This is a genomic window from Sphingomonas aracearum (assembly GCF_003345355.1).
Taxonomy (GTDB): domain Bacteria; phylum Pseudomonadota; class Alphaproteobacteria; order Sphingomonadales; family Sphingomonadaceae; genus Sphingomonas; species Sphingomonas aracearum.
Genome location: NZ_QQNB01000001.1, coordinates 661,854 through 682,633 on the forward strand (window position 1 = coordinate 661,854; position 20,780 = coordinate 682,633).

A 20,780-nucleotide genomic window follows, 5' to 3' on the forward strand; every position below is an offset into this window, starting at 1 on the left:
TTCCAGCAGGAAGTCGGTCGCGAGATCGGTCACAGCGTCCACCCCGAATAGCGCGCCTGCCAGTCGGGCGTGTTCTTCTCGATCCATGCGGCGCATGCGCCCTTCGCCAGGTCGCGCACGCGGCCGATATAGGCCTGCCGCTCCGCCACCGAGATCACGCCGCGCGCCTGCAACAGGTTGAAGATGTGGCTCGCCTCGATCGCCTGTTCATAGGCCGGGATCGGCAGCTTGGCCTCCAGGCAGTTCTCGCATTCGGCTGCCGCCTTGCGGAACTGGTCGAACAGCGTGTCGGTGTTCGCCACCTCGAAGTTCCAGGTCGACATCTGCACTTCGTTCTCGTGGAACACGTCGCCATACGACACCCCGGCATCGTTGAACGCCAGGTCGTACACGCTGTCCACGTTCTGGATGTACATGGCCAGCCGCTCCAGCCCGTAGGTCAGCTCGCCCGCCACCGGCTTGCAGTCGAACCCGCCCATCTGCTGGAAATAGGTGAACTGCGTCACCTCCATCCCGTCGCACCACACTTCCCAGCCAAGGCCCCAGGCGCCCAAGGTCGGGCTTTCCCAATCGTCCTCCACGAAGCGGATGTCGTGCCGGGTGAAATCGATGCCGATGGCGGCCAGGCTGCCGAGATACAGCTCCTGCAGATCGGCGGGCGAAGGCTTCAGGATCACCTGATACTGATAGTAATGCTGGAGCCGGTTGGGATTCTCGCCATAGCGCCCGTCGGTCGGCCGGCGGCACGGCTGGACAAAGGCGGCGTTCCACGGCTCGGGGCCGAGCGCGCGCAGCGTCGTCGCGGTGTGAAACGTGCCCGCGCCCATGCGCATGTCGTACGGTTGCAGGATCAGGCACCCGCGCGCGCTCCAGTAATCGTGGAGCGTCAGGATCATGCGCTGGAAGCTGAGCGGTTGGCTCGGCAATTGGAGGCCCCTAACTAAACAGATAGTTGAGCTTGGCCTCTGGCCCACGCCCGCGGCGGAATCAACCGCCCGGCAAGGATTGCGCGTGGAGAAGGGCCGCTCGTCCCGCTATGGAGAGCTTATGATCGCCCGCCTCGCGCTTGCCGCCGCCCTGCTCCTCCCCGCCCCCGCCTGCGCGCAGACCGCGCCCCAGCCAGCGCCCAGTACGGCGGCCGCCAACGACGCCGACCCCGCGCTGTGGGTCGTCAAGGACGCGGACACGACCGTCTACCTGTTCGGCACCATCCACGTGCTGAAGCCGGGCGTCACCTGGTTCGACGAGGGCGTGAAGAAGTCGTTCGACAGCGCCGACACGCTGGTCCTCGAAATGGTGCAGCCGCCCCAGGCCGAGATGGCGCAGCTCATCGCCACCAGGGCCGCCGCGCCCGCCGGCCCCGCCCTGCCCGACAAGCTGCCGCCAAAGGATCGCGACGCCTACAAGGCCGCGCTCACCGGTCTCGGCCTGCCCGTCACCGCGTTCGACCGCACCGATCCGTGGTTCGCCGCGATGAACCTCTCACTGCTGCCGGTCATGAAGCTCGGCTACGATCCCACCAACGGCCCGGAGGAAGTGCTGTCCGCCGCCGCGAAGCAATCGGCCAAGAAGGTGGTCGGGCTGGAAACCGCCGCGCAGCAGATCGGCTTTTTCGACGGCATCTCGGACGCAGGCCAGGTCGCCTTCCTCACCTCCACCGTGCGCGACCTGCCGAAGATCGGGGCGACGCTGGACGAGATGGTCGGCGAATGGTCGCGCGGCGACGTGGAGGCGCTGGCCGAGACGGTGAACGAAGGCGTGGACGAGATCCCCGAGGTCCGCCGCGTCCTCCTTACGGATCGCAACGCGAACTGGGCTAAGTGGATCGCGCAGCGGATGAAGACGCCCGGCACTGTCTTCGTCGCGGTTGGCGCGGGCCACCTGGCCGGCAAGGGCAGCGTGCAGGACGATCTCGGCGCCTACAAGCTGAAGGCCGTGCGGGTCAGCTATTGATGATTTCCCTGCTCCCCGGCGAAGCCGGGACCCAGTTGGGAAGGTGGTAATAACCAAGCGATGACGCCCGCGACCATCGTCCCTCAACTGGACCCCGGCCTCCGCCGGGGAACCGCTCTTATAGCCGCCCTCCTCCTCGCCGCCTGCAAACCGGCGGTGGAGGCCCACCCCGCGCTCTACGAAGTCCGCGACGCCGACACCGTGATATGGCTGCTCGGGACTATCCACCTACTTCCCGCCGACGTGCACTGGCGCACCCCCGCGATTAAACAGGCGATCGACAGCGCCGACACCCTCGTCACTGAAATCCCCTTCACCGCCGATGACAGCGCCATGGCCCGCTTCACCGCCGCCGGCCAGGCGAGCGGCCTGCCACCCCTCGCAGCCCGCACCATCGATCCGGCCGCGCTCGCCCGCGCCCTCACCACTGCCGACCTCGCTCCCGATGCCCTGGACGGCTGGAAGACCTGGGCCGCCGCGCTGCACCTCGCCGCGCTTGCCACCCGCTCGGTCGCGGCCGACCGCGAGCATGGCGTGGAGGCCGTGCTCGCCGCCGATTTCGCCGGCCGCCCTCGCCAGGCGCTGGAAACCGATCACCAGCAATTCGCGATCTTCGATGCCCTGCCCGAACCGACGCAGCGCGCGCTGCTCGCCGGCGCGGTCCGTGGCGTCACCCGCGACGGCGCCGACTACCGCGCCGAACTCGCCGCCTGGTCCGCCGGCAACCCGGCGCGCATCGCCGCCGCGGTGGAGCCGGAACTCGCCGCCTCGCCCGCCTTGCGCGACGCATTGCTCACCCGCCGCGACGCGCGCTGGGCGGCGTGGCTTTCCCGCCGCATGGGCCCGCCCGGCCGCGTGCTGGTGGCCGTGGGCGCAGGGCATGTCGCCGGCCTCGTGGAACGCTTGCGCGCGCGAGGCTTTCGGGTGCGACGGGTCGCCTGATCCAGCCTCTTCCCCGGAGTTCTCCATGGACCATATCACCAGCAACGGCACCAGCATCCCCGCGCTCGGCTTCGGCGTCTTCCGCATGAGCGATGCGGAGGTCGAGCGCGTCGTCCCCGCCGCGCTGGAGGCCGGCTTCCGCCATTTCGACACCGCCCAATTCTACCAGAACGAAGCCGCGCTCGGCCGCGCGCTGAAGTCCGCCGGCGTGCCGCGCGACGAGCTGTTCCTCACCACCAAGGTCTGGCCGGACAGCTACAAGGCCGGCGTGTTCGCGGACTCGGTCGATCGCAGCCTGGAACAGCTTGGGCTGGATCAGGTCGACCTCCTGCTCCTTCACTGGCCCGGCCACGACGTACCCGTCGCCGATCAGGTGGCGATGATCGCGCAGGTGCAGGCCGCCGGCAAGACCCGCGCCATCGGCGTCAGCAACTACAATTCGGCGCAGTTGCGCGAGGCAGCCGGCATCGCCACCATCGCCACCGATCAGGTGGAGTTCCAGCCCTGGCTCGACCAGTCCCGGCTGAAGTCCACCGCCGACGATCTCGGCGTGGCGCTCACCGCTTATTACGTCATGGCCGACGGCCGCGTGCCCAGGGACGAGAACCTCTGCGCGATCGGCGACAAATACGGCAAGAGCGCCGCGCAGGTCGCGCTGCGCTGGGTGGTGCAGCAGGGCGTGATCGCGCTCAGCAAGACCGCCAATCCGGACCGCGTGGCCGAAAACGCCGCCATCTTCGACTTCCACCTGTCCGACGAGGACATGGCCGCCATCTCCGCCATGGGCACGCGCGAAGGTCGCATCGTCAGCCCCGCCGCACTCGCTCCCGACTGGGACTGAACGCCACCCCCGTTGGCGCCTGGCCAGGTCTGAAACGCATCACCCACCAGTTGCCTTTTCGCCCCCGTTCCGCTAGGCGCCCTCGCTTCCGGCCAGGGTCATCCCTGGAGGCCTGGCCGGGAAAGCAAACCCGTTTCGGAGAATGAACAGATGAGCGACATCCTTACGCTCGCTGCCGAGACGCGCGAGCAGGTTGGCAAGGGAGCCTCCCGTTCGCTGCGTCGTGAAGGCCGCGTCCCCGCCGTGATCTACGGCAACAAGCAGGCCCCCGCCTCGATCCATGTCGAGGAAAAGGAGCTCACCCGCCTGCTCCACACCGGTCACTTCCTGTCTTCGGTCATCATGGTCGATGCCGGTGGCCAGCAGATCCGCACGCTGGCGAAGGACGTCGCCTTCCACCCGGTCACCGATCGCCCGACGCACGTCGACTTCCTGCGCATCGGCGAGCATACCGAGGTCACCGTCTCGGTGCCCGTCGTGTTCGTTGACGAGGACCAGGCACCCTACAGCCGCGCCGGCGGCGTGCTGAACGTCGTCCGCCACGAGGTCGAGCTGGTGTGCGACGCCGCCGACATCCCGACCGAGCTCAGCATCTCGCTGGCCGGCCGCGAAGTGGGCGATTCGATCCACATCTCGGACGTTTCGCTGCCGCAGGGCATCAAGCCGTCGGTCACCGATCGCGACTTCACCATCGCCACCATCGTTCCGCCGACCGTGCCGGTTTCGGCTGACGAGGCGGCCACGCCCGAGGGCGGCGAAGCGTAAGCCTTCGTGCGAACGGTATAAATTCACCGTTCGTCCCGAGTAGCTGCCGGGCGCAGCGAGGTAGCGTATCGAAGGACAGCCGCGGGCGTGTCCTTCGATACGGGCCTTCGCCGAGGCCCGGTTTCTACCCAGGACGAACGGTGTTTTTGCGTTTGGGAGGACATAGCCGTGCAACTCTGGACAGGCCTCGGCAATCCCGGCCCGCAATATGCGCTGCACCGGCACAATATCGGCTTCATGGCGGTCGACGCGATCGCCGATCTGTACGATTTCTCACCCGCAAAGAAGCAGTTCCAGGGCTGGCTCCAGGAAGGCCGGATCGGCGGCGGAAAGATCCTGCTGCTGAAGCCCGCCACCTTCATGAACGAATCCGGCCGGTCGATCGGCGAGGCGGTGCGCTTCTTCAAGCTCGCGCCCGAAGACGTCACCGTCTTCTACGACGAGCTCGATCTTGCCCCCTTCAAGGTCCGCGTGAAGCGCGGCGGGGGTGCCGCCGGGCATAACGGCATCCGCTCCGCCATCCAGCACCTCGGCGACCCCTTCCGCCGCATCCGCCTGGGCATCGGCCATCCCGGCCACAAGGACCGCGTCACCGGCCATGTCCTCGGCAACTTTGCCAAGGCCGAGATGGACCCGCTCGCCGACCTGCTCGGCGCCGTGGCGGCCGAGGCGCACTGGCTGGCGGCCGGCGACGACACCCGCTTCGTCAACGACGTGGCGCTCAGGCTGCAAGGCTGACCCCGCAACGCGTACCGACCCCAGCCCGTCCCCCTTCTCCGCGCGTCATCGCGCCTTCGGGACACCCCCTTCCCCTCCACCTCCGCGCTTGCGCGCCTCCGCGTGAACCCACCCTTCTCCCGTTCCCCGGCGAAGGCCGGGGCCCAGTTGCGAAGGCCCAGGTTGCAGCACGGCGCCCCCCGACCCCCCGCGCCCAACTGGACCCCGGCCTTTCGCCGGGGAACAAGGGCCTTGACAACGCGAACCCATATGGCTATAAGCCGCAGCAGTTCAGAACCGCGGTAAGGGCCTGCGGCGGGTTTGGACGAAAGCAGCCGGTGGTGGTGCCGTCACAAGCACCATGCCTGGCGATCGACCGGCGCGGAGCCATCCGGGACTAAAGTCGGATGTCCGTTCATCAGGGTCGGGGAAGGTTCGAAGACGTCCGGAGGGACGGTGTGGCTAGGTGAGAGCAGCCAGACCATCCCTCCATGCCAGAGCCGGTGCGGCAGAGTACCGGGGGCGTCGCCGATACCCGGCAGATACAAGAAGTCTCGACGCTTCGTAGTGTAGCGAGTGTCTCAAAAGTCGTCGAGCCCCGGGTGCAAAACCGTGGCTAGGACGCGCCGGTCGATCCCTTTCCCTTGGTTTTCCAGGCAGCGCACACGTGCGTCCGCCGCACTTATCCTCCCCGCTCCGCGGGGAGGGGGACCAGCCAAAGGCTGGTGGAGGGGCCGGGCCGCAAGCGACGACCCTCCGTCATTTCCGATCCTCCGCCCCACGGCGAGGGGGACCAGCCGCAGGCTGGTGGAGGGGCGTCCCCGCAAGCGACCGCCTTCCATCACTCCCGCCGCTCCCCGCCCCACGAAAGCGGGACCAGCGCCAGACCGGCGGACAACGCACCGCCCCACAAGACGCCCCCGCTCCCTCCACAGGCGGGAACAACAAAGCGCACCCTTCCGCATCCGTCCTCCCCGCGGTACGGACACACGATGCCCAGCCGCACGCTCTTCGCCACCCACTTCTACGAGGGCCAGCTCACCGAGGCCGCCCTGGTGGAGGAACTCCTCGACGCCTGCCTGTCGCTCGCGCAGGAGGATCGCGCCGGCCGGGCCTGGTCCAAGGCGCACGGCTATCGCGGCTACACCTCTTACGCCTCGCTCAACGACCTGCCGCAGCGCGATCCGGCGATCGCCGACCTGGTGAAGATCCTCAACCGCCACGTCGCCGCCTTTGCGCAGGAATGCGGGTTCCAGCTCGAGCGCAAGCTCCGACTGGACAGCCTGTGGGTCAATGTCCTGAAGCCCGGCGGCACCCATTCGGGCCACCTCCATCCGCACAGCGTCGTCTCCGGCACCGTCTATATCGCCGTGCCGCCGGGCTCGGGCGCGCTGAAGCTGGAGGATCCGCGCCTCCCGATGATGATGGCCGCGCCGCGCCGCCCGGACACCTTCGTCTATGCCGAGCCTGCGCCGGGCAGCATCTTCCTGTGGGAAAGCTGGCTGCGCCATGAAGTGATGCCCAATGCGGCCCGGGAGGACCGCATCGGCATCAGCTTCAACTATCGGTGAGCCGGCCCCAGCGAGGCGAGTCGCTGCGCGTAGCGGGCGGCGAGCTCCTCGTGGATGGCGCGAATGCCCTCGTCCTGCGCCCGCGCCGCCATGGCGCGCGATTCCTGTTCGCGCCGGCGGTAGAAATCCTGTTCGACCCGGTCGATCATCGCCGTGCACCCCTGCTCGCTTGGTGATCTGGCGCTTCAATGACGGATCTGGAGTTGCGCGGCTATGACACTGATTAAGACGGCCAAATAACCGTGTTTCCCATTGCGGCGGTCCTCCGCTGTCGCCGGCACGGTGCGCACCGGCAGGGGAAAGGCGCGCTCCACCCACGCGTCGTTGCCGAGGATCGGCACGCACCCCGCCCCCTGCGGCCCGGCAAAGGCGACCACGCCCGGCCCCGCCGGAACCCGGCGCCTCGGCTCCTCCCCGCTCGCCCTTTGCGCTGGCATCCTGCCGCACTTGCCCTTATCCGCAAGCGTGAAAATCCAATCCCTTCAGGAACACCCATGGGCTTCAAATGCGGCATCGTGGGCCTGCCGAACGTCGGCAAGTCCACCCTCTTCAACGCGCTGACCGAAACCGCCGCGGCGCAGGCGGCGAACTATCCGTTCTGCACCATCGAGCCGAACGTCGGCAATGTCGGGGTGCCCGATCCGCGCCTCCAGAAGCTGGCCGAGGTCGCGAAGTCCGCGAAGATCATCGAAACCCAGCTCGCCTTTGTCGACATCGCCGGCCTGGTGCGCGGCGCGTCGAAGGGCGAGGGGCTCGGCAACCAGTTCCTCGGCAACATCCGCGAGGTGGACGCGATCGTCCACGTGCTGCGCTGCTTCGAGGATGGCGACGTCACCCATGTCGAGGGCAAGGTCGATCCCATCGCCGATGCCGAGACGGTGGAAACCGAGCTGATGCTGTCGGACCTGGAAAGCCTGGAAAAGCGCGTCCCCAACTTCATCAAGAAGGGCCAGCAGGGCGACAAGGAAGCCAAGATCGCCGCCGCCGTGCTCGGCCAGGCGCTGGAGCTGCTGCGCGACGGCAAGCCCGCGCGCCTCACCCAGCCGAAGGACGAGGAGGAAGCCCGCGTCTTCGCGCAGGCGCAGCTGCTCACCGCCAAGCCCGTCCTCTACGTCTGCAACGTCGAGGAAGCGAATGCCGCGAACGGCAACGCCCACTCCGCGCGAGTGTTCGAGAAGGCCGCCGCCGAGGGCGCGGAGGCCGTCGTCGTTTCCGCCGCGATCGAGGCGGAGATCGCCACCATGCCAGCCGAGGACCGCGCGGAGTTCCTCGCCGAGCTCGGCCTCGAGGAAACCGGCCTCGCCCGCGTGATCCGCGCCGGCTACAAGCTGCTCCACCTCCTCACCTTCTTCACCGTGGGCCCCAAGGAAGCCCGCGCCTGGACCGTCCATGCCGGCGCCAAGGCTCCGCAAGCGGCGGGCGAGATCCACACCGATTTCGAACGCGGCTTCATTCGCGCCGAAACCATCGCCTTCGACGATTACATCGCGCTGGGCGGCGAAACCGGCGCGCGCGAGGCCGGCAAGCTGCGCCAGGAAGGCAAGGAATATGTCGTCCACGACGGCGACGTGATGCTCTTCCGCTTCAACGTTTGAGGCGACCGGGGCCCGGCTGGGCAGCGTAGCCGGATGTCCGCTTCCGGGGGGAAAGCGGACTGTCCGCTAACGGCTCGGCGTGACGCTTAGCTGCTATTTGAGCGAGAGGCGATGAGGGCGTCCACGTCAGCTACTTTGCGTCGAAGCTGGGCCAAAAACGGCGTTCCATGCTTCTCCATACGATCAGGTGGATAGTTTCTGATGGCGTATTGATACCGCTGCACCTGATCGACGAGGCTCGCACGAAGTCGCTCCAACTCAAGATCGGATAAGCTCTTTCGCTCAACATAGGCTCGTTCGAAGTGCATGTGCATATCGTAAAGGTGGGATGAACGAACGTCCACAACCGAGAAAAGCGACGATGCCAACATTGTCCGCTGTTGAGCGTTTGCTGACGCCTTCCATCCCATATCGCCGTTCGTGCTGAGGAGCGGCTGAGCGCAAGCGAAGACGTGTCTCGAAGCACGGTTGCTTTGTGATGGCCGTGCCTTGGAACCACCATTTCGCTTGCGCTCAGTGGTTCTTCAGGACGAACGGCAGGTCTTGGGCGGTTCAGTCGTTGCCGCCCGGCAGGCGGAGCCGCGTTTGCCAATCGCCGCGCTCCACAATAACGCGCAGGGCAAGGCGCCCCGCGGAGTCGCGCCGGGAGAAGAACATGCGTCGCCTGATCCCCGCCCTTGCCGCGCTGCTGCTCGCCGGCTGCGGCTATCCCTATACGCCGCCCGCCCTGCCCCCGGTCACCGCGCCCGGCCCCGCTGCCACCGGCGCGCTGGCGACCGTCGCCCCGGCCGAGCGACGCACGCCCGTCACCATCCTCGTCTCGCTGGACGGCTTTCGCCCCGATTACCTGCGCCGCGGCAACACGCCCAACCTCGATGCGCTGGCGGCGGGCGGCGTGCAGGGCACGATGCGGCCGAGCTTTCCCGCGCTCACCTTTTCCAATCACACCGCGATGATCACCGGCCTCTACCCGGATCGCAACGGCATCGTCGCCACCCAGATGTACGATCCGCGCCGCCCGGACGTGAAGTTCACCAACAGCGATCCGGTGCAGGCGTTCGACCCGTTCTGGTGGGGCGAAAGCGAGCCGCTGTGGATCGCCGCGGAAAGGAACGGCATCCATACCGGGGTGATGTTCTGGCCGGGCTCGGAGACCGGGCATGACGGCGTCCGCCCCGACGACTGGATGCGCTACGATGCGAACTATACCGGCGACAAGCGCGTGCGCACGGTGCTCGACTGGATGCGCCGCCCCGCCGCCAGCCGGCCGCGCTTCACGCTGATGTACCAGGATGCGGTGGACAAGGCCGGCCACAAGTTCGGCCCCTTCGCGCCCGAGACGATCGCCGCCATCCGCGACGTCGATAGCTGGGTCGGCACGCTGGTCGCCGGCCTGCGCGCGCTGGGCCAGCCGGCCAACATGCTCGTCGTGTCGGACCATGGCATGGAACAGGTCGATCCGGCCAGGGCCGTGCTGCTCGACAGCCTCGTCCCCCGCGGCTCCTACCGCTGGGGGCAATGGGGCCCCTTTGCCAGCATCGACGCGCTGCCCGGCCATGAGGCGGAGGTCGCCGCCGGCCTGCTGAAGCCGCACCCGCTGGTGAAATGCTGGCGCAAGGAGGCGCTGCCCGCCCGCTTCCATTACGGCCATAACCCCCGCGTGCCGCAGTTCGTCTGCGTGGCGGAGCCCGGCGCGGAGCTGGTCGCCACCCCGCCGACCAACCATGGCGATCATGCCTACGATCCCGACCTGCCCTCGATGACCGCGCTGTTCCTCGCCAACGGCCCCGCCTTCCGCGCAGGGGCGAAGGCGCCGCCCAAGTTCGACAATGTCGATGTCTATCCCTTGCTGCGGCGGCTGATCGGCCTGCCGCCCGCGGCCGGCATCGACGGCACGGATGCGCCGTTCAAGGACATCATCGCGCGGTAAGGAGAGGCGGCATGCAATATTTCGAGGATCTGGAAATCGGCCGCACCCACGGCTTCGGCCGTTACGAGGTGACACGCGAGGAGGTGCTCGACTTCGCCCGCAGATACGATCCCCAGCCCTTCCATCTCTCCGACGAGGCCGCCGCCGCCACCCATTTCGGCCGCCTCGCCGCGAGCGGCTGGCACACCTGCGCGATGACCATGGCGATGCTGGTGGAGAACATGAAGGCGCACGAGACCGCCAGCCTCGGCTCCCCGGGCATCGACGAACTGCGCTGGCTCAAGCCCGTCTACCCCGGCGACACGCTGCGCTGCGAAAGCGAAGTGATCGAGAAGCGCGTGTCGCAGAGCCGCCCGGAAATGGGCATCACCAAAAGCCGGCTCACCGTATTCAACCAGGAGGACGTGGCGGTGCTGTCGATGGTGTCGAACGGCCTGATCCGCACCCGCCCGGCGGACTGAGGCCCCCTTCGCTCCTCCCCGCACGGGGCGGGGGACCGCCGCCGGAACTCGGTCGCCACCTCCAAGAAAGAGTGCGCCGCCTTCAGGAGAAGAGAGTACGCCGCCTCCCCACCCTCGCCATCCCGGCGCAGGCCGGGATCCACGTCCCCGCCGGCGCAACCGCAAGAGGCTCCTGCCGCTTGCGGGCCGCACGGTGGACCCCCGGCCAGCGCCGGGGTGACGAATTGCGAAAAGGCCCGGCGCTTGCGTGGCGCCGGGCTCTCCTCTCCTATCCCCTCGCCGCGGCGAAGCCGCGTCCTCAGCCTGCGCTGGGGCGCCGCTGGCCGGGCGTGATGCCCGGGGCCTCGCCCGAGCTCTCGCTCGGGCTTGGCGCATCGTGCCTAAGCCGCGAACTGGTTCATCGTGTTGTGTGCGCCGCCCGCCTTCAGCGCCGCCTCGCCCGCGAAATACTCCTTGTGCTCGTCGCCGATGTCGCTGCCGGACATGTTCTGGTGCTTCACCGTCGCGATCCCCTCGCGGATCTCCTTGCGCTGCACCCCCGCGACATAGCCGAGCATCCCCGCCTCGCCGAAATACTCGCGCGCGAGATTGTCGGTCGACAAAGCCGCCGTGTGATAGGTCGGCAGCGTGATGAGGTGGTGGAAGATGCCGGCCCGCGCGCTGGCGTCCTTCTGGAACGTGCGGATGCGCTCGTCCGCTTCCTGCCCCAGCTCGGTCTCGTCGTAATCCACGCTCATCAGCCGCGCGCGATCATAGGCCGACACGTCGCGGCCCTCAGCGGCCCATGCATCGAAGACCTGCTGGCGGAAGTTCAGCGTCCAGTTGAAGCTCGGCGAGTTGTTGTAGACCAGCTTGGCGTTGGGCACGACCTCGCGGATGCGGTCCACCATGCTCGCGATCTGTTCGATATGCGGCTTCTCCGTCTCGATCCATAGCAGGTCGGCGCCGTTCTGCAGGCTGGCGATGCAATCCATCACGCAGCGATCCGCGCCCGTGCCCTCGCGGAACTGGAACAGGTTGGACGGCAGCCGCCTGGGCCGCATCAGCTTGCCGTCGCGGTTCAGGATCACGTCGCCGTTGCGCGCGGTTGCCGGATCGATCTCCTCGCAATCGAGATAGGAGTTGTACTGGTCACCCAGATCGCCCGGCTCCCTGGACACCGCGATCTGCTTGGTCAGCCCCGCGCCCAGCGAGTCGGTGCGGGTGACGATGATTCCGTCCTCCACGCCCATTTCGAGGAACGCATAGCGGCACGCGCGGACCTTCTGGAGGAAGTCCTCGTGCGGCACCGTCACCTTGCCGTCCTGGTGCCCGCACTGCTTCTCGTCGGACACCTGGTTCTCGATCTGCAGCGCGCAGGCGCCCGCCTCGATCATCTTCTTCGCCAGCAGATACGTCGCCTCGGCATTGCCGAAGCCCGCGTCGATGTCGGCGATGGTCGGCACCACATGCGTTTCGTGGTTGTCGATCGCCTGGATCAGGCGCTGCGCCTCGATCTCGTTGCCCGTCTCGCGTGCCTTGTCGAGATCGCGAAAGAGAAGGTTCAGCTCGCGCGCATCGGCCTGCTTGAGGAAGGTGTAGAGCTCCTCGATCAGGGCGGGGACGCTCGTCTTTTCGTGCATCGACTGGTCCGGCAGCGGGCCGAATTCGGAGCGGAGCGCGGCGACCATCCAACCGGACAGGTACAAATATCGGCCCTTGGTCGTCCCGAAATGCTTTTTGATGGAGATTATTTTCTGCTGTCCGATAAAACCGTGCCAGCAACCGAGCGACTGGGTGTAGGCCGCCGAGTCGGCGTCATAGGAGGCCATGTCCCGCCGCACGATCGCGGCGGTGTAGCGGGCGATGTCGAGCCCGGTGCGGAAACGGTTCTGCATCTGCATGCGCGCCACCGCTTCCGCGCTGATCCCGTCCCAGGTGCCATTGTGGCGGCGGATCAGCTGATCGGTCGCGGCGGTGATGTCCTGATAGGTCACGGAGGCGGTTCCTTGCAGTGAAGTGATGCAAGGAAACTTACAGGATAACGCCCCGCCGCCACCCGCAATCGGCCACGCCACGAGGTACAAACGTCGGCGCACGGGCACAAACGCGTGTGAAGCTGTAAAGTTGTTTACAGCTGATCCACTGCTTCGGCGAGCCGCTCGTCCAGATGGTGCAGCAGCGCTTCCCACCCCGCCATGCCGGCCAGCTCGCCCGGCCCGTCCGAAATCCCGCGCAATCCCATCAGCGGCACGCCGAAGCGCTGGCAGGCGCGCAGCACGGCAAAGGTCTCCATGTCCACCATGTCCGCCTCGATTGCGGCATAATCCTCCCCGCCGATCACGTTGGCGCCGGTGGAGAGCGTCGCCGTCGGCACGCCCGGCAGCGGCGTTTCCAGCGCGATGCACACTGGGTGGTCGGCCAGCGGCGTCACGCCGCGCTCGAAGCCCAGGCGCGAGGCGTCCATGTCGCGCCAGCACACGGTGGATACCTGATACACCTCGCCCAGCGTGCACCGGCGCGATCCCGCCGAGCCGAGCGAGACGACCAGGTCCGGCAGCGTGCCGGCATCCTCCAGCCGCTGGAGCGCCGAGGCCATGGTCAGCGCCGCCTCGATCGGCCCCACCCCGGTCATCACCGGGCGGATGCGGGACCGCAGCGCCGGGCCGTATTCGGGCTCGCACGCCATCACGAACAGCAGGCGGCGGCCATGGCGAAGCTCAAGCGGAGGAGGCGTCTTCATCGCGCCCGCCTAGCGCAGCCTTGCCGGCACGCGCCACCGTTGTTCAGCGCTCCGGCGTCCCCGCGTCGCCGTTCTCGGCCGGCCGATCGCGCATCAGCCAGGCGAGCCCCGCCGCGCCGGCCAGCAACCCCGCGCCGGCGCCCGGCCGGCCCTTGCGCACCAGCCGCAGGCCGATGGTCGCCGCCGCGGTCGCGCCCAGCCCTGCCTTGCCCGCGTCCACCAGCCGCGTCGCGCGTGCGGCCACGCGGCTCGCCAGCAGTTCCTTGCCCAGCGCAGGCTGCGCCGGCACAGGCGGGGGCGCCTGCCGGGAGGCGGGAGGCTGCCCGCCCAGTCCCTCCGGGGCGTTGGTGGCGGGCGTCGCCGGCGTGTCGCCCCCGGCCACATGGTCCGCCACATAGGCGCGCCGCTCGCCCAGCGGGCGGCCATGGCCCACCGTGGTATCCTGCGCCACCTGGTGCTCCAGCTCGGCGTTCAGCTCGGCGCCGACCAGCAGCACATAGCTCGACAGGTACAGCCAGGTCAGCAGCACCACCACCGCGCCCAGCGAGCCATAGGTCGCGTTGTAGTTGCCGAACGAGGAGACGTAGAGGCCGAACCCGAGGGTCAGCAGCAGCCAGACCACCGCGGTGAAGACCGATCCCGCGCTCAGCCACACCCAGCGCGCCTGCCGCCGCGACGGCCCCCAGCGGTACAGCGCCGCCGCCCCCGCCGCACCGACCATCAGCAGCACGAGGTAGGACAGGATCTTGCCCATGGCGACGATCGGCCCCGGCGTGCCCTTCAGCAGGTCTTCCAGGAAGCTCAGCGCCGTGATCGCCCCGATCGCCAGCAGCAGGGTGACCACCGCGGCGACGGTGATCGCCAGCGCCAGCAGCGTGGTCTGCACGATGCCGCGGCTTTCCTCTTCCTCATAGGCGATGTTGAGAGCGATGATGATCGCCCCCGCCCCGTTGCGCGCGCCGAACAACGCCACGCCGAGCGCCAGCAGAAGGCCGAAGCCCTTCTTGTCGTCGGAGGTCTGGACGACGTTGAGGAGCTGCTCGCCGACCAGCCTGGCGGCATCCGCCGGCATCACGGAGGTGAGTTGCCGGACGTTGGCGATCACCGTCTCCTGATCCGCGATCAGGCCATATGTGAGCACCAGCGCGCCCAGCATCGGCACGATCGCCAGAAAGCCGTAAAAGCCGACGCCGGAGGCGATCAGGCCGATATTGTCGCGCCCCGTCTCGCTCCAGGTGCGCCACAGCACCTGCTTCCATTCCGGCCAGGTGAGTTGCCACGGGCTGCCCGCCCTGCGCGCTTCCCGCGCCTCCTCCCGTGCCTGCGCCGCCTCGGCCATCGTTGCTCCCTCTTGAACGTGCGGGGCAAGCGAACCGGGCGCGCCATGGTTCCGGCCCGTCGTTTCAGCGGGGGTTCAGCGGGGAACGGTCATCGCCGGCCTATGCCGTTGCGCGCGCACCCGAATCCGCCGATAAGTCGCCCATGAAGCGTTTCCTCGCCGCGTTCGCCGCCTCCGTGCTGCTCCTGGCGCAGCCGGCCGCCGCGCAATCGATCCTGCGCGATGCGGAAACGGAGGCGCTGTTCAACGACATGTCGCGCCCGATCATCGTTGCCGCCGGGCTCTCGCCGGCGAACGTCAAGGTCGTCCTCATCAACGACGATTCGATCAACGCCTTCGTGGTCGGCGGGCAGACGGTGTACGTCCATTCCGGCCTGCTCCAGGCGGCGGACAACGCCAACGAGGTGCAGGGCGTGATCGCGCACGAGCTGGGCCATATCGCCGACGGGCATGTCGTGCTGATGGACAATGGCGCGCGCCCCGCCATGGGCATCTCCATCCTGTCCATGGTGCTGGGCATCGCCGCCATCGCGGTGGGCGCGGGCGATGCCGGCGCGGGCATCCTGTCCGCCGGGCAGACCGCGGCGATGGGCAAGTTCCTGTCCTTCACCCGCGTGCAGGAAACCACCGCCGACGCCAGCGGCGCGAAATACCTCCAGATGGCCGGCATCACCGGCAAGGGCCTGCTCAGCTTCTTCCGCAAGCTGCAGAGCGACGAATATGCCTATGGCCTGGGCAACATCGATCCCTTCGCGCAGAGCCATCCGCTGTCCGGCCAGCGCATCCAGAACCTGACGGCCGACGTGCAGGCCTCGCCCAGTTTCAACAAGCCGCGCGATCCGGCGCTGGACGAGCGGTTCTTCCGGGTGCGGGCCAAGCTGATGGGCTATGTCGCGCCCTACCAGCAGACGCTGAACAAGTATCCGGAGGAGAACCTGACGATCCCGGCGCGCTACGCGCGGGCCTATGCCTGGCACAAGGCCGGGTATCCGGACAAGGCCGATGCAGAGGCGGAAGCACTGGTCAAGGCCGCGCCGAACGATCCCTATTTCCTGGAGATCAAGGGCCAGATCCTGCTGGAGGCCGGCAAGCCGCAGGAGGCGCTGCGCCCCTTGCGCGAGGCCACCGAGCTGTCGCGCAGCAACCCGCTGATCGCCACCACCTTCGGCCACGCGCTGATCGCGACGGAGGACGCGACCCACTATCCGGAGGCGATCAAGGTGCTGCGCACCGCCACCACGCGCGACGACGACAACCCCTTCGCCTGGGTGCAGCTCGGCACCGCCTATGAGCTGACCGGCGACACCACCCGCGCGATGCTCGCCACCGCCGAGCGCGCCAGCCTGACGGGCGACGTACGCACCGCCGGCATGTCCGCGCGCGGCGCGATGGCGGGGCTGCCGGCCGGCTCCAGCGACTGGATCCGCGCGCAGGACATCGCCATGGCCGCGCAGAACGAGATGGACGACAATCCGAAGAAGTATAAGCGCAAGCGATGAGCCGCCTCACCCTGCCCCTTGCCGCGCTGGCCGGCCTGCTGATCGGCGGCCTCGCCGTGTATCTGTTCACCACTTCCCGCCACGGGGCGCCGCTCGGCGAGCGGGCGCGGATGGAGGCGGTGGTGCGCGACTACGTCCTCTCCCATCCGGAACTGATCCCGGAGGCGATGCAGCGGCTGCAGGACAAGCAGACCGGCAGCGCCGTCGCCCTGAACCGCAAGGCGATCCAGACGCCCTTTGGCAACGCCTGGGCGGGCAACCCCAGGGGCGACGTCACCGTGGTCGAGTATTTCGACTATAATTGCGGGTATTGCCGCGCCTCGCTGCCGCTCGTCCGCCAGCTGATCGCCAGCGACCCGAACGTGAAGGTGGTGTTCCGCGAATGGCCGATCCTCGCGCAGTCCAGCGTGGACGCCGCCCGGCTGAGCCTCGCCGCAGCCGAGCAGGGCAAGTTCGAGGCGTTTCATGACGCGCTCTACAATGCCGGGCCGGTCTCGCCCGAAACCATGCGCGCCGCCGCGGCGAAGGCCGGGGTCGACCCCGCAGGCGTCGCCCGCCTGGGCGATCGCGCGGACAAGGAAATCGCCCTCAACCGACAGGTCGCCCGCGACCTCGGCCTGAACGGCACGCCCAGCTGGGTGATCGGCGACAAGGTCGTCTCCTCCATGCTCCCGCTGGACAAGCTCCAGCAACTGGTCGCCGAGGCGCGGACGAAGTGAGCCGATCATCCCCTGCAAGGGGAGGTGGCAGGCCGCAGGCCTGACGGAGGGGTGTGCCGCCATCGAGAGGGTGTCCCCCCTCCGACGCGCTACGCGCGCCACCTCCCCTTGCCGGGGAGGATTTCAGAAGCCTTGTACCGCCCCCGTCACGACCCTAGCTATGCCCCGCGCCACACCGCGGCGCCGGGGGCCGATCCATGGACACCATTCTTTCCGTCAAGGGCGTGGGCAAGACCTACGCCTCCGGCCACACCGCGCTCGATGCGGTGGACCTCGACATCGGCCGCGGCGAGATCTTCGCGCTGCTCGGGCCGAACGGCGCGGGCAAGACGACGCTCATTTCCATCATCTGCGGCATCGTCACGCCGTCCAGCGGCTCCATCACCGTCGCCGGCTTCGATGCGCAGCGCGAGTACAAGCAGGCGCGCCGCCGCATCGGCCTGGTGCCGCAGGAGCTGTCCGTCGACATGTTCGAGACGGTGCTGGCCACCTGCCGCTTCAGCCGCCGCCTGTTCGGACGCGCAGGGCATGACGCGCTGATCGAGCAGGTGCTGCGCGACCTGTCGCTGTGGGACAAGCGCGACGCCAAGATCATGGAGCTGTCCGGCGGCATGAAGCGCCGCGTGCTGATCGCCAAGGCGCTGGTCCACGAGCCCGATGTGCTGTTCCTCGATGAGCCCACCGCCGGCGTCGATGTGGAGCTGCGCCGCGACATGTGGCGCCTGATCCACCGCCTGCGCGAGAACGGCACCACCATCATCCTCACCACCCATTATATCGAGGAAGCCGAGGAGATGGCCGACCGCGTCGGCGTGATCGCCAAGGGCAGGCTCCTCCTCGTCGAGGAAAAGGGCGAGCTGATGAAACGGCTCGGCAAGCGCGAGCTGGACGTGGCGCTTGCCGAACCGCTTTCCGCGGTGCCGCCGGGGCTCGACGGGGTGACGCTGGCGAATGACGGCCGCACCCTCCGCTACGTCTTCCGGCCCGAGGACGAAGGCGCCGGCATTCCGGCCCTGCTGCGCCGGCTGGAGGCGGCCGGGATCGCCTTCACCGACCTCGAGACACACAAGAGCAGCCTGGAGGACATCTTCGTCGGCCTCGTGCACGACGGCGTGCACGAGCGGGAGCAGGCGGCATGAACACCCACGGCGTCTGGGCCATCTACCGCTTCGAGATGGCGCGCGGCCTGCGCACCCTGTGGCAGAGCCTCATCACCCCGGTTCTCCTCACCAGCCTGAACTTCATCATCTTCGGCGGCGCGCTGGGCAGCCGGATCCAGGAAGTGGGCGGGGTCGATTACGGCAGCTTCCTCGTCCCCGGCCTCATCATGTCCTCGCTGCTGGTGCAGAGCGTGTCCAACGCCTCCATCGGCATCTACTTCCCCAAGTTCACCGGCACCGTGTTCGAGCTCCTGTCCGCGCCGATCTCCGCGTTCGAGATGGTGCTCGGCTATGTCGGCGCGGCGACCACCAAGTCGGTGGCGATCGGCCTCGTCATCCTCGCCACCGCCACGGCCTTCGTGGACGTGCGCGTCGATCATCCGCTGGCGATGCTCGGCTTTCTGATCCTCACCAGCCTGGCCTTTTCCCTGTTCGGCTTCATCATCGGGGTCTGGGCGAAGAATTTCGAGCAGCTGAACTTCGTGCCGACGCTGATCGTGACGCCCCTCACCTTTCTGGGCGGGGTGTTCTACTCGATCGACATGCTGCCGGAGCCGTGGCGCACCGTTACCCTGTTCAACCCGGTGGTCTATCTCGTCAGCGTGTTCCGCTGGAGCTTCTTCGGCACCGGCGATGTGCCGGTCGCGATCAGCCTTGCGGTGACGCTCGCGTTCCTGCTGCTGTGTCTCGGCATTGTAATGGTGATCTTCCGCACCGGCTGGCGCCTGAAGAACTGACCGGCGAGGCTTGCGTGCCCTCGCGCCGCTGCTTACACTCGTGTCAATGAACGAGGCCACAGAAGCCTGGACCACCGGGTATCGCCATCCAACGCCGTGGGAGACGGCTTTTCCTCCCGTCTCGATGGTGGAGCTGTTCGAACGCTCCGCCGCCGCGAAGGGGCAGGCGCCGCTGCTCGATTTCATGGGCCGGCATTACAGCTATGCCGAGACGCTGGACGGCGCCAACCGCGTCGCCTGCGGGCTGGCGCAGATGGGCTATGGCCCCGGCGACCGGATTGGCCTGTTCCTGCCCAACGTGCCCCATTACGTCGCGGCTTATTATGGCATCCTCAAGCTTGGCGCGACGGTGGTGAACTTCTCGCCGCTCTACACGCCGGCCGAGCTTGCCCATCAGGTGGAGGATTCGGGCACCCGCCTGCTCTTCACCCTGTCCGCCCGCGCCCTGCTGCCCACCGCGCTCAAGGTGCTGGAGGACAGCGCGCTGGAGCGGCTGGTGGTCGGCTCCGTGGCCGGCGCGCTGCCCGCCACCAAGTCGATCCTCTACCGCCTGTTCAAGCGCAAGGACGAGGCGCCCCGCCCCGCCGACCCGCGCATCACCGCCTTTTCGCAGCTCATCGCCAACAAGGGCGCCTGCCCCACGCCGAAGATCGATGCGGCGAACGACGTCGCACTGATCCAGTATACCGGCGGCACCACCGGCACGCCCAAGGGCGCCATGCTCACCCACCAGAACCTCGCCGCCAACGCCCGGCAGGTGGAGGGGATCGATCCGCATACCGAGGCGGACGACCGCATCCTGGGCGTGCTGCCCTTCTTCCACGTCTTCGCCAACACCTGCGTGCTCAACCGCACGGTGGTGAACGGTGGCACGATCGTGATGCTGCCGCGCTTCGACGCCGGCCAGGCGCTGGACGCGATCACCCGCACCAGGACGACCTCGCTGCCCGGCGTGCCGACCATGTACCAGGCGCTGCTCGACCATCCGAAGATCGCCAAGACGGATTTCTCCTCGCTGCGTGTCTGCATCTCGGGCGGCGCGCCGCTGCCCGCCGAGCTCGCCAAGCGCTTCCAGTCGGTGACGGGCGCGCGCCTGATCGAGGGCTATGGCCTGTCGGAAAGCTCCGGCGTGCTCACCGCCAACCCCTATGAAGGCGAGAACCGCGCCGGCACGATCGGCCAGCCGATCCCCGGCACCGAGCTGCGCCTGGTCGACAAGGGCGATCCCTCCCAGCCCGCTCCCGCCGGCGAGCCCGGCGAGATCGTCGCCAACGGTCCGCAGATCATGCGCGGCTATTGGAGGCGCCCGGATGCCGATGCCGAGGTGTTCGTGGACGATGCCGAAGGCCGCCGCTGGCTGCGCACCGGCGATGTCGGCACGATCGACGCGGACGGCTATGTCCGCATCGTCGATCGCCTGAAGGACATGATCACCGTCTCCGGCTTCAAGGTGTTCCCCAGCCAGCTCGAGGCGCTCCTCTACAAGCACCCGGCGGTGAAGGAGTGTCTGGTGATCGGCATGCCCGATCCGTATCGCGGCGAGCAGCCGCGCGCCTTTGTCACGCTCAACGACAGCGAACTGGCGGACGGCGCCACCCTGCGCGAATGGCTGAACCCGCAGCTCGGCCGGCACGAGCGCGTCGACCAGGTGGTGATCCGCGACAGCCTGCCCAAGACGATGATCGGCAAGCTCAGCCGCAAGGACCTGGTGACCGAGGTGATGGCCGAAGGCTGACCCAAACCCCTCTCCCCTTGTGGGAGAGGGAGGGAGCGACGAAGTCGCGGAAGGGTGAGGGGACGGGAGGCTCGTGCCTTCCCCTCACCCTTCC

The 20,780-nt window shown here is 68.1% G+C and carries 20 protein-coding genes; 14 read left to right on the forward strand and 6 right to left on the reverse strand.

From position 1 onward, the window contains the following. Positions 1 to 29 precede the first annotated feature (29 nt). A complete protein-coding gene (locus tag DVW87_RS03230) occupies positions 30 to 896 on the reverse strand; it encodes a glycine--tRNA ligase subunit alpha (RefSeq protein ID WP_114687035.1) in 867 nt (288 codons plus the stop codon). Between the two features lie 151 nt (positions 897 to 1,047). Here DVW87_RS03230 and DVW87_RS03235 point away from each other — a divergent pair, with 151 nt between their 5' ends. The 6 genes from DVW87_RS03235 to DVW87_RS03260 all read left to right on the forward strand — a co-directional run bounded on the left by DVW87_RS03235 (position 1,048) and on the right by DVW87_RS03260 (position 6,789). Then, positions 1,048 to 1,953, forward strand: a complete 906-nt coding sequence (locus DVW87_RS03235) for a TraB/GumN family protein (protein ID WP_114687036.1) — start codon at positions 1,048 to 1,050, stop codon at positions 1,951 to 1,953. Positions 1,954 to 2,109: 156 nt separating this feature from the next. Further along, positions 2,110 to 2,895, forward strand: coding sequence for a TraB/GumN family protein (locus tag DVW87_RS03240; RefSeq protein ID WP_181814700.1), 786 nt, complete (start codon positions 2,110 to 2,112; stop codon positions 2,893 to 2,895). A gap of 25 nt (positions 2,896 to 2,920) precedes the next feature. Next, a complete protein-coding gene (locus tag DVW87_RS03245) occupies positions 2,921 to 3,736 on the forward strand; it encodes an aldo/keto reductase (RefSeq protein WP_114686307.1) in 816 nt (271 codons plus the stop codon). 150 nt (positions 3,737 to 3,886) lie between these two features. Next, on the forward strand, positions 3,887 to 4,501 hold the full coding sequence (locus DVW87_RS03250; protein WP_114686308.1) for a 50S ribosomal protein L25/general stress protein Ctc: 615 nt from the start codon (positions 3,887 to 3,889) through the stop codon (positions 4,499 to 4,501). A gap of 168 nt (positions 4,502 to 4,669) precedes the next feature. Next, positions 4,670 to 5,239, forward strand: coding sequence for an aminoacyl-tRNA hydrolase (gene pth / locus DVW87_RS03255; protein ID WP_114686309.1), 570 nt, complete (start codon positions 4,670 to 4,672; stop codon positions 5,237 to 5,239). Positions 5,240 to 6,210: 971 nt separating this feature from the next. Further along, a complete protein-coding gene (locus DVW87_RS03260; RefSeq protein WP_114686310.1) occupies positions 6,211 to 6,789 on the forward strand; it encodes a TIGR02466 family protein in 579 nt (192 codons plus the stop codon). Here DVW87_RS03260 and DVW87_RS17985 read toward each other — a convergent pair. Together DVW87_RS17985 and DVW87_RS17990 are read right to left on the reverse strand one after the other, a co-directional pair. Next, a complete protein-coding gene (locus DVW87_RS17985) occupies positions 6,780 to 6,938 on the reverse strand; it encodes a hypothetical protein (RefSeq protein ID WP_181814701.1) in 159 nt (52 codons plus the stop codon). The two genes, DVW87_RS03260 and DVW87_RS17985, sit on opposite strands and share 10 nt — an antisense overlap. A gap of 36 nt (positions 6,939 to 6,974) precedes the next feature. Further along, positions 6,975 to 7,130: a hypothetical protein gene (locus DVW87_RS17990; protein WP_181814702.1), complete on the reverse strand. Its 156-nt coding sequence runs from the start codon at positions 7,128 to 7,130 to the stop codon at positions 6,975 to 6,977. A 153-nt stretch (positions 7,131 to 7,283) separates the two neighbouring features. On the opposite strand from DVW87_RS17990, the gene ychF reads away from it, so the two are divergent. From ychF to DVW87_RS03280, 3 genes are all read left to right on the forward strand, one after another. Beyond that, entirely contained in the window at positions 7,284 to 8,384 is a 1,101-nt protein-coding gene (gene ychF, locus DVW87_RS03270; protein WP_114686312.1) for a redox-regulated ATPase YchF, read from the forward strand. A gap of 655 nt (positions 8,385 to 9,039) precedes the next feature. Further along, positions 9,040 to 10,314 carry an alkaline phosphatase family protein gene (locus DVW87_RS03275; RefSeq protein WP_114686313.1) on the forward strand — a complete coding sequence of 425 codons (1,275 nt, stop codon included), beginning with the start codon at positions 9,040 to 9,042 and terminating at the stop codon, positions 10,312 to 10,314. Between the two features lie 11 nt (positions 10,315 to 10,325). After that, the gene (locus DVW87_RS03280) at positions 10,326 to 10,775 is read left to right on the forward strand and encodes a MaoC family dehydratase (protein ID WP_114686314.1); all 450 of its coding nucleotides are present in this window, start codon (positions 10,326 to 10,328) and stop codon (positions 10,773 to 10,775) included. Positions 10,776 to 11,155: 380 nt separating this feature from the next. Here DVW87_RS03280 and DVW87_RS03285 read toward each other — a convergent pair whose 3' ends face one another. The 3 genes from DVW87_RS03285 to DVW87_RS03295 form a co-directional block, all read right to left on the reverse strand. Further along, the gene (locus tag DVW87_RS03285) at positions 11,156 to 12,751 is read right to left on the reverse strand and encodes an isocitrate lyase (protein WP_114686315.1); all 1,596 of its coding nucleotides are present in this window, start codon (positions 12,749 to 12,751) and stop codon (positions 11,156 to 11,158) included. Positions 12,752 to 12,885: 134 nt separating this feature from the next. Next, a complete protein-coding gene (locus tag DVW87_RS03290) occupies positions 12,886 to 13,497 on the reverse strand; it encodes a 5'-methylthioadenosine/S-adenosylhomocysteine nucleosidase (RefSeq protein WP_114686316.1) in 612 nt (203 codons plus the stop codon). 43 nt (positions 13,498 to 13,540) lie between these two features. Then, positions 13,541 to 14,836, reverse strand: a complete 1,296-nt coding sequence (locus DVW87_RS03295; protein WP_114686317.1) for a YihY/virulence factor BrkB family protein — start codon at positions 14,834 to 14,836, stop codon at positions 13,541 to 13,543. Between the two features lie 143 nt (positions 14,837 to 14,979). Between DVW87_RS03295 and DVW87_RS03300 the strand changes: the two genes are divergently transcribed. From DVW87_RS03300 to DVW87_RS03320, 5 genes are all read left to right on the forward strand, one after another. Next, positions 14,980 to 16,335, forward strand: a complete 1,356-nt coding sequence (locus tag DVW87_RS03300; protein WP_114686318.1) for a M48 family metalloprotease — start codon at positions 14,980 to 14,982, stop codon at positions 16,333 to 16,335. After that, a complete protein-coding gene (locus DVW87_RS03305) occupies positions 16,332 to 17,054 on the forward strand; it encodes a DsbA family protein (protein ID WP_114686319.1) in 723 nt (240 codons plus the stop codon). Before DVW87_RS03300 ends, DVW87_RS03305 begins: the two co-directional genes overlap by 4 nt. Positions 17,055 to 17,251: 197 nt before the next feature. Continuing rightward, the gene (locus DVW87_RS03310; protein WP_114686320.1) at positions 17,252 to 18,193 is read left to right on the forward strand and encodes an ABC transporter ATP-binding protein; all 942 of its coding nucleotides are present in this window, start codon (positions 17,252 to 17,254) and stop codon (positions 18,191 to 18,193) included. Then, positions 18,190 to 18,951: an ABC transporter permease gene (locus tag DVW87_RS03315; protein ID WP_114686321.1), complete on the forward strand. Its 762-nt coding sequence runs from the start codon at positions 18,190 to 18,192 to the stop codon at positions 18,949 to 18,951. The genes DVW87_RS03310 and DVW87_RS03315 overlap by 4 nt, the downstream gene beginning before the upstream one ends. 46 nt (positions 18,952 to 18,997) lie before the next feature. Next, positions 18,998 to 20,686 (forward strand): long-chain-fatty-acid--CoA ligase, encoded by a 1,689-nt coding sequence (locus DVW87_RS03320; RefSeq protein ID WP_239017733.1) that lies wholly within the window; start codon positions 18,998 to 19,000, stop codon positions 20,684 to 20,686. Positions 20,687 to 20,780: the final 94 nt, after the last annotated feature.

Excerpts from the sequence above, each read along its gene's own strand:
- DVW87_RS03250 (WP_114686308.1), top strand. The coding sequence starts at position 3,887 with ATGAGCGACATCCTTACGCTCGCTGCCGAGACGCGCGAGCAGGTTGGC.
- DVW87_RS03260 (WP_114686310.1), top strand. The coding sequence starts at position 6,211 with ATGCCCAGCCGCACGCTCTTCGCCACCCACTTCTACGAGGGCCAGCTC.
- DVW87_RS17985 (WP_181814701.1), bottom strand. The coding sequence starts at position 6,938 with ATGATCGACCGGGTCGAACAGGATTTCTACCGCCGGCGCGAACAGGAA.
- ychF (WP_114686312.1), top strand. The coding sequence starts at position 7,284 with ATGGGCTTCAAATGCGGCATCGTGGGCCTGCCGAACGTCGGCAAGTCC.
- DVW87_RS03300 (WP_114686318.1), top strand. The coding sequence starts at position 14,980 with ATGAAGCGTTTCCTCGCCGCGTTCGCCGCCTCCGTGCTGCTCCTGGCG.
- DVW87_RS03290 (WP_114686316.1), bottom strand. The coding sequence starts at position 13,497 with ATGAAGACGCCTCCTCCGCTTGAGCTTCGCCATGGCCGCCGCCTGCTG.
- DVW87_RS03315 (WP_114686321.1), top strand. The coding sequence starts at position 18,190 with ATGAACACCCACGGCGTCTGGGCCATCTACCGCTTCGAGATGGCGCGC.
- DVW87_RS03320 (WP_239017733.1), top strand. The coding sequence starts at position 18,998 with ATGAACGAGGCCACAGAAGCCTGGACCACCGGGTATCGCCATCCAACG.
- DVW87_RS03230 (WP_114687035.1), bottom strand. The coding sequence starts at position 896 with ATGATCCTGACGCTCCACGATTACTGGAGCGCGCGCGGGTGCCTGATC.
- DVW87_RS03275 (WP_114686313.1), top strand. The coding sequence starts at position 9,040 with ATGCGTCGCCTGATCCCCGCCCTTGCCGCGCTGCTGCTCGCCGGCTGC.
- DVW87_RS03280 (WP_114686314.1), top strand. The coding sequence starts at position 10,326 with ATGCAATATTTCGAGGATCTGGAAATCGGCCGCACCCACGGCTTCGGC.
- DVW87_RS03245 (WP_114686307.1), top strand. The coding sequence starts at position 2,921 with ATGGACCATATCACCAGCAACGGCACCAGCATCCCCGCGCTCGGCTTC.
- DVW87_RS03310 (WP_114686320.1), top strand. The coding sequence starts at position 17,252 with ATGGACACCATTCTTTCCGTCAAGGGCGTGGGCAAGACCTACGCCTCC.
- DVW87_RS03295 (WP_114686317.1), bottom strand. The coding sequence starts at position 14,836 with ATGGCCGAGGCGGCGCAGGCACGGGAGGAGGCGCGGGAAGCGCGCAGG.
- DVW87_RS03235 (WP_114687036.1), top strand. The coding sequence starts at position 1,048 with ATGATCGCCCGCCTCGCGCTTGCCGCCGCCCTGCTCCTCCCCGCCCCC.
- DVW87_RS03305 (WP_114686319.1), top strand. The coding sequence starts at position 16,332 with ATGAGCCGCCTCACCCTGCCCCTTGCCGCGCTGGCCGGCCTGCTGATC.